Below are 15,277 nucleotides of genomic sequence, written 5' to 3'. Positions count from 1 at the left end.
CGACCCCTCTGGGGATAGCGACGGCCTGTTGATCACCTCGCGTTCGGAGAGCTCAGTCGCAGACCGCTCCGTTGGCGGCCGAGCCGACCAGCTTGGCGTACTTCGCCAGCACGCCGCGCTCGTGCTTGGGCGCCGGCGGGGTCCACCCGGCCCGGCGGCGCGCCAGCTCGTCGTCGTCGACCAGCAGCTCGAGGGTGCGGTTGGCGAGGTCGAGCCGGATGCGGTCGCCGTTCTGGACGAACGCGATGGGGCCGCCGTCGACGGCCTCCGGCGCGACGTGCCCGATGCACGGCCCCGTCGTCCCGCCGGAAAACCGGCCGTCGGTGACCAGCAGGACGTCCTTGCCGAGGCCGGCACCCTTGATGGCGCCGGTGACGGCGAGCATCTCGCGCATGCCCGGGCCGCCCTTCGGGCCCTCGTAGCGGATGACGATGACGTCGTTCTTCTCCAGCGTGTTGTTCTCGACGGCGTCCATGGCGCCCCGCTCGCCGTCGAACACCTTCGCGGTGCCCTCGAAGACGGCGGTGTCGAAGCCCGCGGACTTGACGACGGCGCCGTCGGGCGCGAGCGAGCCGCGCAGCACGGTCAGCCCGCCGGTCTTGTGGATCGGGTCGGACATCGCGTGGATGATCTTGCCGTCGACGTCCGGCGGTGCGATGTCGGCGAGGTTCTCGGCCATGGTCTTGCCGGTGACCGTCATGGTGTCGCCGTGCAGCAGTCCGGCGTCGAGCAGCGCCTTCATGATGACCGGCACACCGCCGACGCGGTCGACGTCGGTCATCACGTAGCGGCCGAACGGCTTCACGTCCGCCAGGTGCGGGACGCGGTCGCCGATGCGGTTGAAGTCGTCCAGCTCCAGCTTGACGCCGGCCTCGTGCGCGATGGCCATCAGGTGCAGGACGGCGTTGGTGGAGCCGCCGACCGCCATGACCACGGCGATGGCGTTCTCGAACGCCTCCTTGGTCAGGATGTCGCGGGTGGTGATGCCGAGGCGCAGCAGGTTGACGACGGCCTCGCCGGACCTGCGGGCGTACCCGTCACGGCGCCGGTCGACGGCGGGCGGCGCGGCGCTGCCCGGCAGCGACATGCCGAGCGCCTCGGCCGCGCTGGCCATGGTGTTGGCGGTGTACATGCCGCCGCACGCGCCCTCGCCGGGGCAGATGGCCCGCTCGATCTCGTCGACCTCCTCGCGGGTGATGAGCCCGCGGGCGCAGGCGCCGACCGCCTCGAACGCGTCGATGATGGTGACCTCGCGGTCGCCGACCTTGCCCGGCAGAATCGACCCGGCGTAGAGGAAGGTGGCGGCGACGTCGAGCCTCGCGGCCGCCATCAGCATGGCCGGCGCGGACTTGTCACAGCCGGCCAGCAGGACGGCGCCGTCGAGCCGCTCGGCGCCGAACACCGTCTCGACCGAGTCGGCGATGACCTCGCGCGACACCAGCGAGTAGTGCATGCCCTCGTGGCCCATGGAGATGCCGTCGGACACCGAGATGGTGCCGAACTCCATCGGAAAACCACCACCGGCGTGCACCCCCTCCTTCGACGCCTTCGCCAGGCGGTCCAGCGAGAGGTTGCAGGGGGTGATCTCGTTCCACGACGAGCCGACACCGATCTGCGGCTTCTCCCAGTCGTCGTCGGTCATACCCACGGCGCGGAGCATGCCGCGAGCCGCGGCGCGCTCGAGACCGTCGGTGACCGCCCGGGAGTGGGGCTTGAGATCGGGCTTGGAGGGAGTCACGGTCATGCACTCACGCTAGTCCCGTCGTCCGGCCGGAAAGACGCGAGGTCCGGAATCCGGACACGGGTTCCGGCACGTGGGCCGGTGGCGGGCCGCCTCGGGGTTCGACGTCGACGGCGCGGCGGTGCTGTTGCTCGGCGCTGTGATCAGCCTGCACCGGTCCACGTGAACGTTCGCTGGCTCGCCGCTGGGGCTGGACGAGGCACGGATACTGGCGGCATGGTCCCTGCAGTGCACGGCGGTGGTGGCGGCGCGGGCATGACCGGCCCGGCCGCGACGGCCCGGACGGCTGCCCGCCGCTCGGAGCTGCGCTGGCCGGGGCTGCGGTCGGTGTACTGCTGGAGCCCGCCCACCGGCGCGGTCACCGTCAGCGGCGAGCAGCAGATCGGGGTGTCGTTCGCCGAGCACCACGGCGTCGTCATCGAGTCGGGCGGGCGAAGCGACCGGTTCGACATCCGGCCCGGCGACGTCTTCGCCAACGGCCGGTCGCGGGTGTACTGGAGCGAGGTCGTGCGCCCCGACGAGCTGGTCGAGATGTACCCCTACGACGACCTGCTGCGGGCCGCGGCCGGGTCGTCGCGGACGCCTGAGATCGAGCCGCTGCGGGGCGTGCGCGACGCCGTCGTGCTCGGTGCGGCGTCGCTGCTCAAGCGCGCACATGTCGGCGCCGCGCACGTCGACACCGTCCGGGCCAGTAGCCTCGCCCGGCGGCTGGCCGAGCACGTCGTCGGCCACTACGCCGGCATCGCGCCGCCGTCGCGCGCCTTGACCGGCCGGCTGGACCGCGTGCTGCTGTCCCGCGTCGCCGACCTGGTCGAGGCGCGGCTGGGTGACCCGCTCACCGTCGACGACCTCGCCGCGGCCGTCGCGCTGAGCCCGTTCCACTTCGCCCGCGCGTTCAAGGCGACCACCGGCCTGGCGCCGCACGAGTACGTCACGTCGCGGCGCATGGAACGCGCCAAGACGCTGCTGGTGAACGGCCGGCTGAGCGTCCCGCAGGTCGCCTACTCGGTGGGCCTGTCCAACGTGAGCCACTTCCGGCGGATGTTCCGCCGGCACACCGGCTTCCTGCCTTCCGACCTGCGCCCGCACGAGAACCGCAGGATCGGACCCTCCCACGACGGCCGGGGTTCGGTGAAGCTGGGCGCATGAGCGATTCCACGGCCGCCGACGCCGTCACCGCCCTGCTGCACGCCGTCGACACCCTGGACTGGGACGGCGTGCTGGCCGTCCTCGCCCGCGAGGTCCGGCTCGACTACACCTCCCTGTGGGGCGGCGAGGTCGAGTCCGTCGCCGCGACCGAGGTCGTGTCGCGCTGGCGCGGGCTGCTGCCCGGCTTCGACGCGACCCAGCACCTCACCGGCCCGGTGCTGACGAGTCCGGCTCCCGACGGCGACGGCGGCGTGCGGTGCGTCACGACGGTGCGCGGCTACCACCACCTGGCCGACGGCGATCTCCGCGGCACCTGGATGGTCGCCGGCCGGTACGACATCCGGGTCACCGACGACCGGATCACCGCGATCACCCTGCACGCCACCTACGAGGATGGCGACCGCGCCCTGACGGAGCTCGCGTCGGCCCGGTGCGCGGCCGGCACCGGCGGGCGGGTCGCGGCGTGACCGACCGCGTCGACGGGTCCGGCCGAGTCGCCGTCGTCACCGGGGGCAACCGCGGCATCGGCCTCGAGGTCTGCCGCCAGCTCGCCGCCCGCGGGCACACCGTCGTGCTGACAGCGCGCGACCTCGCCGCAGCGCAGGCCGCCGCGAAGGGACTGCCGGGCACCGTCGTCGCGTTCCGGCTCGACGTCACCCGCGCGTCCGACGCCGCCGCCCTGGCCGGCTTCCTGTCGCGCGAGTACGGGCGACTCGACGCCCTGGTCAACAACGCCGCCATCCACTACGACACCTGGCAACGCGCCACCGACGCCGACGTCGACGTGGTCCGGGAGGCGGCCGAGACCAACGTCTACGGCGCGTGGCGCCTGGCCATGACCCTGATACCGCTGCTGCGTGCCAGCGGCCACCCCCGCGTCGTCAACGTCTCCAGCGAAAGCGGGTCGCTGGCCGGAATGGGCGGCGGCACGCCCGCCTACAGCCTCACCAAGGCCGCGCTCAACGCGGTGACCCGGATGCTGGCCGCCGAGCTGCGCCGTGACGGCGTCCTGGTGAACTCGATCTGCCCGGGCTGGGTCGCCACCGACATGGGCGGTCCCGGCGGGCGGCCGGTACGCGACGGCGCGGCCGGCATCGTCTGGGCGGCAACGCTGCCCGACGACGGCCCCACCGGCGGCTTCTTCCGCGACGGCCGGCCCGTCCCCTGGTAGCCGCTGCGGTGCGGATGGCTTCACCCGGTGTTCATGTCCGGGCTGTCCCGGTTGGGTACGGTCGCCGCCATGCATGCTGGATCTCTCCCGAGCCGTCGCTCCTTCGTCGCCGGCGCCCTGGCCGCTACCGGCATCGCCGCCGCGGGTCTCACGGCGGCCGCCCCGGCGCAGGCAGTTCGGGCGGCGCGGCCGCGGGTGCTCGTCGCCACCAATGAGCCGTGGGGGACGTACCACGTGCGCCCGCTGCTTCCCGAGATCGCGGCACGCGGCTGGGACGTGCGGCAACTCGTGCCCGACCGTTCGCAGCTCGCCCCGGACGAGCAGGTCCCGGTCGTGACGCTGGACGAGCTCAGCGCCGAGACCGGCCGCGGGGACCGCGCCGCGGCCGACCTGCTCGTCGTCACCGGCGCGACCGACTGGCCGGCTGACTGCGCTGCGGCCCTCGGCCGGTTCGTCCCGGTGGCGGCCACGTCGCTGGCGTATCTCAACGCCGCCGAAGCACCGCGGGCCCGCGAGCTGCGTCACCGGCTGCGGGTGGTGACGTCGTCGTCGCCGGCGGAGGGCCGGGCGTTCGGCGGACACCTGGGCACCCGGCGGCGGGTGCGCGTCGTCGGCTCGCCGCAGACGGACACGCTGCCCACGCCCGCTCCCGAGCCGGGGACCGTGCTCGTCCTGACCAGCGTGACCTACCCGGACGAGACCGGCGGCGCCGCGCCGGGAACGCAGTTGCTCCTGGACGCCGCGGCCGCGCTCGAGGCGGCAGGTAAGCGCATCCTGGTCGGCCTGCACCCGCGGGAGAACCCGCAGCTGTGGAGCCGTTACGAGATCAGCGCCGTGCCGTCGCTCCAGGCGTCGGCCCGCGCGGAAACGGCCATCGGCATCCCTGGAACGGTGTTCCCGCTGATCGTCGCGGCCGGCGTGCCCGTGGTGGGCTGTGTCGACCCGGCGCTGGTGGTGCCGGACTACCTGCTGCGGGTGTGTTCGTCGTCCATCTCGTCCGCCGCCGACGCGGTCGAGGCGGTCGCGACGGCGTCGCTGCCGGACCCGGAGACCCTGGCCGACGTCGTGGGCCCGGTCGGCGGCTCGGCCGCTCGCCTGCTCGACGCCTGGTCGATCGCCGCGCGCCCGGTCAGGTGACCGGCCGAGAGCGGTCGTCCACCACGACCACTTCGATGCCGGCGGAGCGGAAGCGATCGACCTCGGCAGGGTCGGCGCCGTCGTCGGTGACGAGTGTCCACGTCGGTGGCATCCGGGCCCACGCGTGGAAGGGGCGCTGGCCGAGCTTGCTGCCGTCGGCGAGCACGTAGACCGTGCCGGCCCGGGCCATCATCAGTTCTTTGAGCCGGGTCTGTTCGAGGTTCGCCTCACAGATGCCTTCGTCGACGGTGATGCCGTCGGCACCGAGGAACGCCCGGTCGGCGGTGACCCGTTCCAGCGCGGCCTCGGCGATCGGCCCGACCAGGCCGTGGCTGATGTGCCGCAGCCGGCCGCCCAGGCAGAGCACCTCGACACCGTCGGCGTCGGCCAGTTCGGTGACGACGGTGAGCCCGATGGTGACGACGGTGAGGTGGTCGCGGTGCCGAAGCGCCCGGGCGAGGTGACCGGTGGTGGTACCGGCGTCGAGGAGCACGGTCTCGCCCGCGCCGATCTGCTCGGCGGCCCAGCCGGCGATGGCGTGCTTCTGCCGGAACGCTTCGCGGCTGCGCTGACCGAGCGACGTCTCACCCATTGGTGCGTGTGCCATGGCGCCGCCGAAGGTGCGGGCGAGTTTGCCCTGCGAGGTCAGCAACGCGAGGTCGCGGCGGATGGTGGACGCCGTCACGCCGAAGTGGGAGGCGAGCGTGTCGACCTCGATCCTGCCGTCGCTCCAGGCGACATCGACGATGGCGCTGCGGCGTTCGCGCGCCGACAGCCGGTCGCGGCCCTTGGCCTCGATCAGCCGCTGCAGACGCTGCTCGATCGAGCGCCCGCTCGTCGTATGCTCGCTCATCCCACCTCGACTCCTACGGTCCGGACGGGCTCGGCGCGAGCGCGGCGGCCTGGCGCAATGCCTCGATCATGCTACCGGCGTCGGCAACGCCGCTGCCCGCGATGTCGAAGGCGGTGCCGTGGTCAACGGACGTGCGGATCACCGGCAGCCCGACAGTGATGTTGACGCCCGCCTCGAGGCCGAGCACCTTGACCGGTCCGTGCCCTTGGTCGTGGTACATGGCCACGATGAGGTCGTAGTCGCCACGGCTGGCCAGGAAGAACGCGGTGTCGGCGGGCAGCGGCCCGTGGGCCTCGATGCCGTCGGCGCGGACCCGCTCCACCGCCGGGACGATCTTGGTTTCTTCTTCACCACGGCCGAAGAGGCCGTTCTCACCGGCGTGCGGGTTGATTCCGCAGACACCGAGACGGGGGTTCTCGATCCCGGCACCGACCATGGTCGCGTGACCGCGCCGGATGGTCCGCTCGACCAGCGGCACGTCGATCCGCTCGATGGCGTCGACGAGCCCGATGTGAGTGGTGACGTGGATGACCTTCACGGTGGGCGTGGAGAGCATCATCGAGACCTCGTCGACGCCACACAGTTCGGCCAGCAGCTCGGTGTGCCCGGGGTAAGGGTGCCCGCCGGCGTGCAGGGCCTCCTTGTTCAGCGGGGCGGTGCAGATGGCCTGCACCCGGCCGGCGACCGCGAGCTCGCTGGCGGCTTTCACGTACTGGTAGGCGGCGTCGCCGGCGACGGCGGACAGCTCGCCGTACGGCAGGCCGGCGGGCAACAGCCCGAGGTCGATCACCTCGATGACGCCGTCGGCGAACGTGGCATCCTCCGGCCCGGCGACGGCCCGCAGCTCGACGTCAACGCCGCAGATGCGGGCGGCGTCGCGCAGCCGCGCGAGGTCGCCGACCACCACCGGCCGGCACAGGGCGCGCACCTCGGGCCCGGAGAGCGCCCGGACGACCACCTCGGGCCCGACTCCGGCGCCGTCGCCCATGGTGACCGCGACCAGGGGTGTTGTCATGTGTCCTCCTCGTGCGTAAGCCGCTGGGCGACCCGTAGCAGCGTGTCCGGATCGCCGAAGGCGCCCGGCTTGGTGACGACGACGTGCCCGTCCGGCACCGTGCTGACGACGACGCCGTCGTCCCACTCGGCTCGGACCACCAGCTCGCCGGCGCCGATGGCGGCGAGAACGGCACGGGCGGTCTCGCCGCCGGTGAGCACCAGTGTTGGGTGCTCGGCGGTGGACGGCGCGACCGCGGCGGCCAGCGCCGCGACGACGTCCGGGGAGCGGGCGACACCGTGCGCCGCGGTCAGGTGGACGACGGCGCTCCGGCCCGCCGTACGGGCGGCCAGCTCGGCGGCTGTACCGGGATCGGCCAGCCGCGCAGGATCCAGCTCCACGACGGTGTCGGCCCACCCGGCCAGCCGCCGGATCTGGATACGGGCCGACGCGACCGCCGTGCCCACCACGAACAGCGCGGGCGGGCGGGCCGTGGGCGCCGGCGGGGTCGTCCCGGCCGCCGGCGCCCGGCTCGTGCGGGCCAGCGCGTGGGCCAGCCCGGCCGACCCCACCCATCGCACCGGCCCGCCGGTCAGCGTGCCGGCGTGAACGATGAGATCGAGGTCGGTATCTGTCTCCGCGTCACAGACCAGCAGCGACCCGGTGGCGGCTGCTTCCGTCATCGCTGCTGCCAGCGCGTCCGGCGCGCCACGGACCGTGTCCAGACCGGCGACGGCGACCGGCGCGGGCTGCAGCGCCTCGGCCACCGTCGCCGGCGCGGGCTTCGGCTCGGCAGCCCAGGCAGCGCTGCGCTGCAGCGGCACGCCGCCGACCCGGACCGCTCCCCCGACGACGGACCGGGCCAACGCCGGAAGCGCGGGCGCTACGACCAGCGGGACGCCGTCCCCGCGCAGCGCCGCCACCTCAGCGGACAATGGGCCGCGCAACGTTGAATCGATCTTCTTGACGACTGTGCCACCGGATGGCAGCAGGCTGAGCGCGGCGCCGCACCGGTGGGCCGCCTCGGCGGCGGTGGCATAGCGTGAATCGGTGTCCACGGCGAGCACCTGGCCGTCGTCCGTGCCCCCGTCGCGGCCGGCCGCGCCCGTGAGGCCGTCGAACGCCGTCGCACGGAGATCGCGCGCCGCGCGCAGTTCGTGGAAGGGCAGAATGCGCACAGCGCGCGGCAGGAAGGCAGCTGCCGCCTCAGCCGCACCGGTCAAGTCGTCGGCGATGAGGAGCATCGGAATAGCCATGACCTGGCCCCCTTCCTGCTCAGCTGGCACCTTCCCGCACCTGGCCGAAGCATCCGAGGATGCTTCCGGCCGAGAGTGAACGGTACGTTACTTGCGTGTTTCGCGCAAAAGTGCGAGTGTGACCCGCACGACTTTTCGGACTTCCGGAGGTGACGATGGACGGCAGCGGACGGTCGCGGCGCGGCATCAGCCGGCGCGATCTCCTGCGGACCGGGTTCGCGGCCGGCGCCGGCCTGGCGCTCGGCCCGGTGCTCGCGGCGTGCGCCGGCCCGACCGGCACGTCCGGCGCCGGCACCCTGACGCTGGCGCTGAACCGGTCGCTGGTCAGCCTGGACAACAAGCTCAACCAGTTCGACGCGCACGTCACCGTCCAGCGAGCGGTGCGGCAGGCACTCACCCGCATCGGCGACGGCTTGCGGCCGGAGCCCGTGCTGGCCGAGAGCTTCGAGCTCGCCTCGCCCACCACGTGGCGGGTCCGGCTGCGGCCCGAGGCCGTGTACTCCGACGGAACGCCTGTCACCGTCGCCGACGTCGCCACGGCGCTGGAGATGTACCAGCAGGTCGACGCATCCTTCGTCGGCAACCAGTTCCCGGAGTGGCCCCGGGTCGAACAGATCGACGAGGCGACGTTCGACCTCGTCACCGAGCGCCCGTTGGTGGGCCTCGACTCGCTGATGAGCAACATCCTCATCAGCCCAGCCGCGGCAAACCTGCCCGAGGAGTTGTCCGACGGCGTCGGCTCCGGCCCCTATCTGGTCACCGAGGCGAACCGAGGCACCGGCGACTACACGCTGCGGGCCAACCCCGACTACTGGGGGCCGGCACCCGGGGTGGAACGGGTCCGTATCCGCTTCCTGCCCGAGGAGACCAGCCGGGTCCTCGCGCTGCGCGGCGGCGAGGTGGACATCATCGACTCCATCTCTCCGGACTCCGCCGAGCAACTGGACGGGCTGCCCGGCATCAACCTCCTGCAGGCCGAGGGCACCCGTCTGGTGCAGCTCTTCTACAACTTCCGCAAGCCGCCGGAGCACCCGCTCTCCCGCCCAGCGGTCCGGCAGGCGTTGAGTCTCGCCATCGACGGCCAGAGCATCGTGCGCGACGTCCTGCTCGACAGCGTCACGCCGACGAACGGCGTGGTCCCGCTCAGCCTGGACGGCGCGGTCGAGGTCGGGAGCTTCGAGTTCGATCCGCGCCGAGCCAGGCAGATGCTGGACGCCGAAGGCGTCGACGACCTCGAACTGACCATCATCTGGGAGTCCGGGGAGTTCGCCTCCGACGCCTACGTCATGGAGGCGGTCGCCCAGATGCTCGGCGACATCGGCGTGCGGGTGCACCTGCGCCAGTTCGAGCCCGGCGGCGACCTCCCCACCTGGCGGCAGGGCCGCGGCGGCGACTTCGACATCATCGGCAACGGCTACGGCAACCAGACCGGGTTGGCGCTGACCAGCCTGCAGGGCCTGTTCGCCGGCACGCCGCAGATGGAGGCCACCGGCGACGCGTTCATGGGCTTCGTCTACGACGACATCGCCGGCGGCATCACCGCGGCCGCCGCGGAGACCGACGATCAGCGGCGCGCGGTGCTGCTCGAGGATGTCCAGCGCTCCATCTGGGATCTCTGGCCGGCCATGTGGGCATTCACCCAGGACGTGCTGCTGGCTCACCGCGACACGGCCAGCGGCCTGGACCTGCTGCCCATCAACTCCTACGACCTCGCCGCCGTGCGGCTCGAGGAGGGCTGACCCGTGGCCCGATACCTTGCGCTCCGCGTCGCGCAGAGCCTGCTCACCGTCTTCCTCATCGTCTCGACCGTGTTCGTCCTGGTCCGACTCGCACCCGGTGATCCGGCGGCCGCCGTGGGCGGCCCGACGGCCACGACGGCTGACCTGCAGGCCATCCGGGAAGAGATGGGGCTGGTCGATTCCGTTCCACAGCAGTACTGGCACTTCATCACCGGACTGCTCCAGGGCGACCTGGGCCTGTCGTACTCGTTCCGCGAGCCGGCGCTCGACGTCGTCCTCGACCGGCTGCCCTACACCATCACCCTGGCCGGTTCCGCGATTCTGCTGACGGCGCTGATCGCCATCCCGCTCGGGGTCTTCACCGCCCGGCGGGCCAACACCGGCTGGGATCTCGGCGCCAACATCGGCACCATCGCCGGGCAGTCCATGCCGGAGTTCTGGACCGGCATCATGCTGTTGACGCTGCTGTCCGTGGTGGTTCCCATCTTCCCGGCGTCCGGATTCACCACGTGGCCGGCCCTGGTGCTACCAGCGGTCACCATCGCCCTGCTGCAGGTCGCGCTGATCTCACGGCTGGTGCACCGCGAGATGGCCACCAACCTCGCCGCGCCATACGTCACGGTGGCGCGGTCCCGCGGTACCGGAGAACGAGCACTGACCTGGCGGTACGCCTTCACCAACTCGTCCATTCCGGTGCTCACCGCGCTGGGCACCCGGTTCGCAGCCATGCTCAACGGGGTGGTCGTGGTCGAGGTGGTGTTCGCCTGGCCGGGCATCGGATCGCTGGTGGTGCGGGCCCTGGAGACCCGCGACTACCCGCTCATCCAGGCCACCGTGCTGGTGACCAGCCTGCTGGCCATCGGCGTGCAACTGCTCGTCGACCTGCTGTACCCACTGTTCGATCCGCGCGTGCGTGTCGGAAAGGCGGTGTCGCGATGACGTCCCAGATGCAGGCCGCCCGGCCGAGTGCCGTGACGGCCGACCGGCTCAAAGGCTCGGCCGCGGCACTACGGCGGCGCGCCAGCCGGCTGAAGATCGTCCTGGGCGCGCTGCTGGCCGGCATCGTCGTGGTGCCGATCCTGCTGGCCAACGTGCTGCCGCTCCCCGACCCGCTCGAGCAGGACCTCTCCCAGCGGCGCCTGCCGCCGTTCACCGACGGCCACCTCTTCGGCACCGACCAACTCGGCCGCGACCTGCTCTCTCGCGTCCTGCACGGCGGCCAGGTGTCGTTGACCATCGGCGTGCTCGCGGTCCTGGTGTCCGGGGTCGTCGGCGTCGTCGCCGGTGCGGCAGCCGGGTACTACGGGCGGTGGGTCGACGCCGTCGTCTCCCGGCTGCTCGAGGCGCAGATGTCCGTGCCGTTGCTGCTCCTGCTGCTGCTGGTGGTCGCGCTCTTCGGTCCGTCGATCACGGTGATCACGCTGGTCATCGCGTTCGCGCAATGGCCCGAGCCGGCCCGGCTGACCCGCGCCATGGTGCTGGTCGAGCGGGAGAAACCGTATGTTGCCGCGGCCCGGGTGCTCGGTCTACGCCGCGCGGCCGTCCTGGTCCGGCATGTCGTGCCGAACATCGTCAACCAGGTGGTAGTCGTCATGCTGCTGCTCCTGGCGCAGGCGGTGCTGTTGGAGAGCGCGCTGAGCTTCCTCGGCGCGGGTGTGGAGCGGCCGCACCCGACCTGGGGGCGCATCATCGCCGACGGCCAGGGCTACATCACCACCTCGTGGTGGCTGGTCACGCTGACCGGTCTGGTCATCGTGCTGCTGGTTGTCGGAGTCAACCTCCTCGGCGACGGCCTGCGCGACCGGGTGTCGCGGTCGAAGGGCACGAAGGGAGCGTCCGCATGACCCTGCTCGACGTGCAGAACCTGCAGGTGGAGCTCATGACCGCCGCCGGGGTCGTCCGAGCGGTCGACGGAGTCTCCTTCACCGTCGACCGGTCCGAGACGGTGACGCTGATCGGCGAGTCCGGCAGCGGCAAGTCCACCACGGCCATGGCGGTGCAGGCGCTGCTGCCGCAGCGGCTGGCGGTGGTGTCCGGCCGGTGCCTGCTTGACGGTGTGGACGTGGTGGCCCGGCCGCGTGAGGCGGCCACGCTGCGCGGACGCACCATCGCTATGATCCCGCAGGACCCGATGACCGCACTCAGCCCGGTGTCGACGGTGGGCCGGCAGCTCGGCGAGGTACTGAGCCGCAGCGAGCCGGGACTCTCGCGCCGCGCCCGGCGCGACCGCGCCACCGAACTGCTCGACGCGGTTCGCATCACCGACCCGCGCCGCCGGCTCGACGCCTACCCGCACCAGTTGTCCGGCGGCATGTTGCAGCGGGTGCTCATCGCGATGGCGCTGGCCATCGACCCGCAGCTCTTGGTGGCCGACGAGCCCACCAGCGCACTGGACGTCACCGTCCAGGCCGGCATCCTGGACCTGCTCATGGATCTGCAGGACCGCACCTCCGCCGGCATCCTCATGATCACTCACGACATCGGGGTCGCCCGCCTCGTCAGCGACCGGGTGCACGTCATGCGCGACGGCCGGTTCGTCGAGAGCGGCGAGGTGGAGGCCGTCGTCGACGAGCCTCAACAGGACTACACGCGCCGGCTGCTCGACGCTGTCCCCCGGCTGGGCGCCTGGACCGAAGGGGCGTAAGCGATGAACAGTATGACGGTCCCATTGTTGGCGGTGCGCGATCTCACCGTCGATTTCGTCGTCGACGGCCACCGCAACCGGGTGGTCGACGGCATCGGCTTCGACCTTGCGGCCGGCCGCACCCTGGCCGTCGTCGGCGAGTCCGGATGCGGCAAGTCCACCCTGGCCCGGACCTTGGTGCGGTTGGAAACACCGGTAGCCGGTTCCATCCGCTACGCCGGCCGTGACCTCGCCACCCTCGGTGAGCGCGAGCTGCGGCCGATTCGCGGCGACATCCAGATGATCTTCCAGGATCCTTATGGCTCCCTCGATCCGCACCTGACCGCGGCCGCCATCGTCGCCGAGCCGCTGCGGATGCGCGGCGTGTCCGACCGGGCCGAACGCCGCCGGCGGGCCATCGAACTGCTCTCCCGGGTCGGGCTGAAGCAGGAGCACGCCGACCGGCGTCCGCCGGAGTTCTCCGGCGGGCAACGCCAGCGCATCGGCATCGCCCGAGCACTGGCCAGCCGGCCGAAGATCCTCATCTGCGACGAGGCCACCAGCGCGCTCGACGTCTCCGTGCAGGCGCAGGTGCTCGACCTGCTGCGCGAGTTGCAGGAGGCCGAAGGCATCGCGTACCTGTTCATCTCGCACAACCTCGGGGTCGTCCGCGAGATCAGTCAGGAGGTCGCCGTCATGTCCCGCGGCAGGTTCGTCGAACACGGGCCCACCGAACAGGTCCTGAATCGGCCCCAGCACGAGTACACGCAGCAGTTGCGTCGTGCCGCCCTCGACCCCGCGCTGATCACCGGCCGCAAGCCGCGGCTGTTCGCCACGGCATCCGCCCCCGGAGCAGCCTCGTGACCGATCCCCGCCCCGTCCTGGGCACCATGACCTTCGGCGACACCGTCGACCGTGGCGCCGCCGCCGGCATGCTCGACCTGGCCCGCGACGCCGGCGTCACCGAGCTCGACACCGCCAACGGCTACGCCGGCGGCGCGACGGAGGAGATGCTCGGCGCGCTGCTGGCCGACCGGCCCGGGGCGTTCTCCGTCGCCACCAAGGCCGGCATCCCGCACCCGGACGCCGGCGGCGCCGCACCGTTGTCGGCGCCAGCGCTGCGGTCCTGTCTGGAGGGCAGCCTGAAGCGGCTGCGGCTCGACCGGGTCGACCTGTTCTACCTGCACCAGCCCGACCCGGTGACGCCGTTCGCCGAGACGGTCGAGGCACTCGCGGAGCTGGTAGTGGCCGGGCTGGTCGGGCGGGTCGGCGTCTCCAACTTCGCCGCCTGGCAGATCGCCGAACTGCGCCACCTGTTCGCCGCGGCCGGGTTGCCCGGTCCCGTCGTCGCCCAGCAGCTGTACAACCTGGTCGCGCGCCGCATCGACGATGAGTACATCGCGTTCGCGCAGGCCACCGGCATTGAGACGATGGTCTACAACCCGCTCGGCGGCGGGCTGCTGTCCGGCCGGTACACGTTCGAGGCGGCACCGGCGGAGGGCCGGTTCGCCACCTCGAAGCTGTCGCCGATGTACCGGCAGCGGTACTGGGACGAGCGGATGTTCGCGGCGGTCGGCTCCTTGTCGGCCATCGCGGCCGACGCCGGCATCGGGCTACCGGAACTGGCGCTGCGCTGGCTGGCCTCCCGGCCCGCGGTCGGCTCGGTGCTGATCGGGGCGTCCCGGCCAGCACACCTGGCGGCCAACCTCGAGGCACTGGCGCGCGGGCCGCTGCCCGATGACATCGTCGAACGCTGTGACGACGTCGGCCGAGAGTTGCGCGGACCGATGCCTGCGTACAACCGCTGAGAGTAGGAGACACCGTGGGAGACACCACCGCCGCATTCGACGCCGTCGCACGGATCCGCCGCCGGGAACGCTCGATCGGGTACTGGATCGCGTTGGACAACCCGGTCGGCACCGAGCGGATCGCCCGCCTCGGCTACGACTACGTCGGCATCGATGCCCAGCACGGCCTGCTCGACTACAAGGGCTGGTTGGCCGCGCTGATGGCCATCGAAGCCGGCGGCCGCAGCGCCGGCCTGGTGCGTGTCCCCGCCAACGACCTCACCTACATCGGCCAAGCGCTCGATGCCGGGGCGCACGGCGTCATCGTGCCGCTCGTGGACACCGCGGATGACGCCGCCGCGGCGGTGCGCGCCTGCCGCTATCCACCCGAAGGCGGCCGCAGCTACGGCCCGATGCGCGCCGGACTTCGCATCGGGCCGGCTCCCGCGCAGGCCAACGCACACGTGCTCTGTGCGGTGATGATCGAGACACTGACCGCACTCGACAACGTCGAGGCCATCGCCGCTACCCCTGGTCTCGACGGCGTCTACGTCGGGCCATCCGATCTAACCCTCGCGTTGGGCGGAGCGTCGTCCACCGACCCCGCGCTTGCCGACGCGCTCGACGAGGCCGCGCTGAAGGTCGTCGCGGCAGCGGAGGCGGCCGGCATCGCGGCCGGAATCCACAGCCCCGACGGTGCCACCGCACATCGCCGGCTGGGCCAGGGGTTCACGTTCGCCACCGTCAGCTCCGATCTCGTTCATCTGGAGCAGGCAGCGGCCGCGCACCTCCGCACCGCCCGCGGCACCGACACCGCCCGGACCTGA

At 72.2% G+C, this 15,277-nt stretch carries 15 protein-coding genes; 11 read left to right on the top strand and 4 right to left on the bottom strand.

From position 1 onward, the window contains the following. Positions 1-52: 52 nt before the first annotated feature. Positions 53-1,744, bottom strand: a complete 1,692-nt coding sequence (ilvD, locus tag JIAGA_RS0108980; protein WP_026875397.1) for a dihydroxy-acid dehydratase — start codon at positions 1,742-1,744, stop codon at positions 53-55. A 213-nt stretch (positions 1,745-1,957) separates the two neighbouring features. Here ilvD and JIAGA_RS32960 point away from each other — a divergent pair, with 213 nt between their 5' ends. From JIAGA_RS32960 to JIAGA_RS0108955, 4 genes are all read left to right on the top strand, one after another. Next, positions 1,958-2,890: a helix-turn-helix domain-containing protein gene (locus JIAGA_RS32960; protein WP_084469581.1), complete on the top strand. Its 933-nt coding sequence runs from the start codon at positions 1,958-1,960 to the stop codon at positions 2,888-2,890. Next, complete coding sequence (locus JIAGA_RS0108965; RefSeq protein ID WP_084469580.1) at positions 2,887-3,357, top strand: nuclear transport factor 2 family protein; 471 nt, start codon at positions 2,887-2,889, stop codon at positions 3,355-3,357. Before JIAGA_RS32960 ends, JIAGA_RS0108965 begins: the two co-directional genes overlap by 4 nt. Continuing rightward, positions 3,354-4,061 carry an SDR family NAD(P)-dependent oxidoreductase gene (locus JIAGA_RS0108960; RefSeq protein WP_026875395.1) on the top strand — a complete coding sequence of 236 codons (708 nt, stop codon included), beginning with the start codon at positions 3,354-3,356 and terminating at the stop codon, positions 4,059-4,061. Before JIAGA_RS0108965 ends, JIAGA_RS0108960 begins: the two co-directional genes overlap by 4 nt. Before the next feature lie 69 nt (positions 4,062-4,130). Continuing rightward, the gene (locus JIAGA_RS0108955; RefSeq protein WP_026875394.1) at positions 4,131-5,198 is read left to right on the top strand and encodes a hypothetical protein; all 1,068 of its coding nucleotides are present in this window, start codon (positions 4,131-4,133) and stop codon (positions 5,196-5,198) included. Here the strand turns inward: JIAGA_RS0108955 and JIAGA_RS0108950 are convergent. From JIAGA_RS0108950 to JIAGA_RS28575, 3 genes are read right to left on the bottom strand one after another with little or no spacing between them, the layout of a single operon-like run. After that, a complete protein-coding gene (locus tag JIAGA_RS0108950; protein WP_084469579.1) occupies positions 5,191-6,051 on the bottom strand; it encodes a DeoR/GlpR family DNA-binding transcription regulator in 861 nt (286 codons plus the stop codon). The two genes, JIAGA_RS0108955 and JIAGA_RS0108950, sit on opposite strands and share 8 nt — an antisense overlap. A gap of 13 nt (positions 6,052-6,064) precedes the next feature. Beyond that, positions 6,065-7,066: a 4-hydroxythreonine-4-phosphate dehydrogenase PdxA gene (gene pdxA / locus JIAGA_RS0108945; protein WP_026875392.1), complete on the bottom strand. Its 1,002-nt coding sequence runs from the start codon at positions 7,064-7,066 to the stop codon at positions 6,065-6,067. Continuing rightward, positions 7,063-8,301: a four-carbon acid sugar kinase family protein gene (locus JIAGA_RS28575; protein WP_084469578.1), complete on the bottom strand. Its 1,239-nt coding sequence runs from the start codon at positions 8,299-8,301 to the stop codon at positions 7,063-7,065. The genes pdxA and JIAGA_RS28575 overlap by 4 nt, the downstream gene beginning before the upstream one ends. Positions 8,302-8,456: 155 nt before the next feature. Here JIAGA_RS28575 and JIAGA_RS0108935 point away from each other — a divergent pair, with 155 nt between their 5' ends. Genes JIAGA_RS0108935 through JIAGA_RS0108905 form a run of 7 tightly spaced genes read left to right on the top strand, consistent with a single transcriptional unit; the run spans position 8,457 to position 15,277 of the window. After that, on the top strand, positions 8,457-10,040 hold the full coding sequence (locus JIAGA_RS0108935) for an ABC transporter substrate-binding protein (RefSeq protein WP_026875391.1): 1,584 nt from the start codon (positions 8,457-8,459) through the stop codon (positions 10,038-10,040). A gap of 3 nt (positions 10,041-10,043) precedes the next feature. Next, positions 10,044-10,979, top strand: a complete 936-nt coding sequence (locus JIAGA_RS0108930) for an ABC transporter permease (protein WP_026875390.1) — start codon at positions 10,044-10,046, stop codon at positions 10,977-10,979. Continuing rightward, on the top strand, positions 10,976-11,884 hold the full coding sequence (locus JIAGA_RS0108925) for an ABC transporter permease (protein ID WP_026875389.1): 909 nt from the start codon (positions 10,976-10,978) through the stop codon (positions 11,882-11,884). The genes JIAGA_RS0108930 and JIAGA_RS0108925 overlap by 4 nt, the downstream gene beginning before the upstream one ends. Continuing rightward, positions 11,881-12,684, top strand: coding sequence for an ABC transporter ATP-binding protein (locus tag JIAGA_RS28570; RefSeq protein WP_035813779.1), 804 nt, complete (start codon positions 11,881-11,883; stop codon positions 12,682-12,684). The genes JIAGA_RS0108925 and JIAGA_RS28570 overlap by 4 nt, the downstream gene beginning before the upstream one ends. A 12-nt stretch (positions 12,685-12,696) precedes the next feature. Further along, on the top strand, positions 12,697-13,527 hold the full coding sequence (locus JIAGA_RS28565; protein ID WP_051425892.1) for an ATP-binding cassette domain-containing protein: 831 nt from the start codon (positions 12,697-12,699) through the stop codon (positions 13,525-13,527). 26 nt (positions 13,528-13,553) lie between these two features. Further along, positions 13,554-14,471: an aldo/keto reductase gene (locus tag JIAGA_RS0108910; RefSeq protein WP_051426626.1), complete on the top strand. Its 918-nt coding sequence runs from the start codon at positions 13,554-13,556 to the stop codon at positions 14,469-14,471. Between the two features lie 14 nt (positions 14,472-14,485). Beyond that, positions 14,486-15,277, top strand: a complete 792-nt coding sequence (locus JIAGA_RS0108905; RefSeq protein WP_051425891.1) for an HpcH/HpaI aldolase family protein — start codon at positions 14,486-14,488, stop codon at positions 15,275-15,277.

Origin of the sequence: Jiangella gansuensis DSM 44835, assembly GCF_000515395.1 — a bacterium.
Lineage (GTDB): Bacteria > Actinomycetota > Actinomycetes > Jiangellales > Jiangellaceae > Jiangella > Jiangella gansuensis.
Note: the sequence above shows the minus strand (reverse complement) of the source record. Positions and strands in the feature narration are given on the sequence as shown.

Coding starts and splice junctions, on each gene's coding strand:
- ilvD (WP_026875397.1), bottom strand. CDS start 1,744: ATGACCGTGACTCCCTCCAAGCCCGATCTCAAGCCCCACTCCCGGGCG.
- JIAGA_RS32960 (WP_084469581.1), top strand. CDS start 1,958: ATGGTCCCTGCAGTGCACGGCGGTGGTGGCGGCGCGGGCATGACCGGC.
- JIAGA_RS0108965 (WP_084469580.1), top strand. CDS start 2,887: ATGAGCGATTCCACGGCCGCCGACGCCGTCACCGCCCTGCTGCACGCC.
- JIAGA_RS0108955 (WP_026875394.1), top strand. CDS start 4,131: ATGCATGCTGGATCTCTCCCGAGCCGTCGCTCCTTCGTCGCCGGCGCC.
- JIAGA_RS0108950 (WP_084469579.1), bottom strand. CDS start 6,051: ATGAGCGAGCATACGACGAGCGGGCGCTCGATCGAGCAGCGTCTGCAG.
- pdxA (WP_026875392.1), bottom strand. CDS start 7,066: ATGACAACACCCCTGGTCGCGGTCACCATGGGCGACGGCGCCGGAGTC.
- JIAGA_RS28575 (WP_084469578.1), bottom strand. CDS start 8,301: ATGGCTATTCCGATGCTCCTCATCGCCGACGACTTGACCGGTGCGGCT.
- JIAGA_RS0108935 (WP_026875391.1), top strand. CDS start 8,457: ATGGACGGCAGCGGACGGTCGCGGCGCGGCATCAGCCGGCGCGATCTC.
- JIAGA_RS0108925 (WP_026875389.1), top strand. CDS start 10,976: ATGACGTCCCAGATGCAGGCCGCCCGGCCGAGTGCCGTGACGGCCGAC.
- JIAGA_RS28570 (WP_035813779.1), top strand. CDS start 11,881: ATGACCCTGCTCGACGTGCAGAACCTGCAGGTGGAGCTCATGACCGCC.
- JIAGA_RS28565 (WP_051425892.1), top strand. CDS start 12,697: ATGACGGTCCCATTGTTGGCGGTGCGCGATCTCACCGTCGATTTCGTC.
- JIAGA_RS0108910 (WP_051426626.1), top strand. CDS start 13,554: ATGACCTTCGGCGACACCGTCGACCGTGGCGCCGCCGCCGGCATGCTC.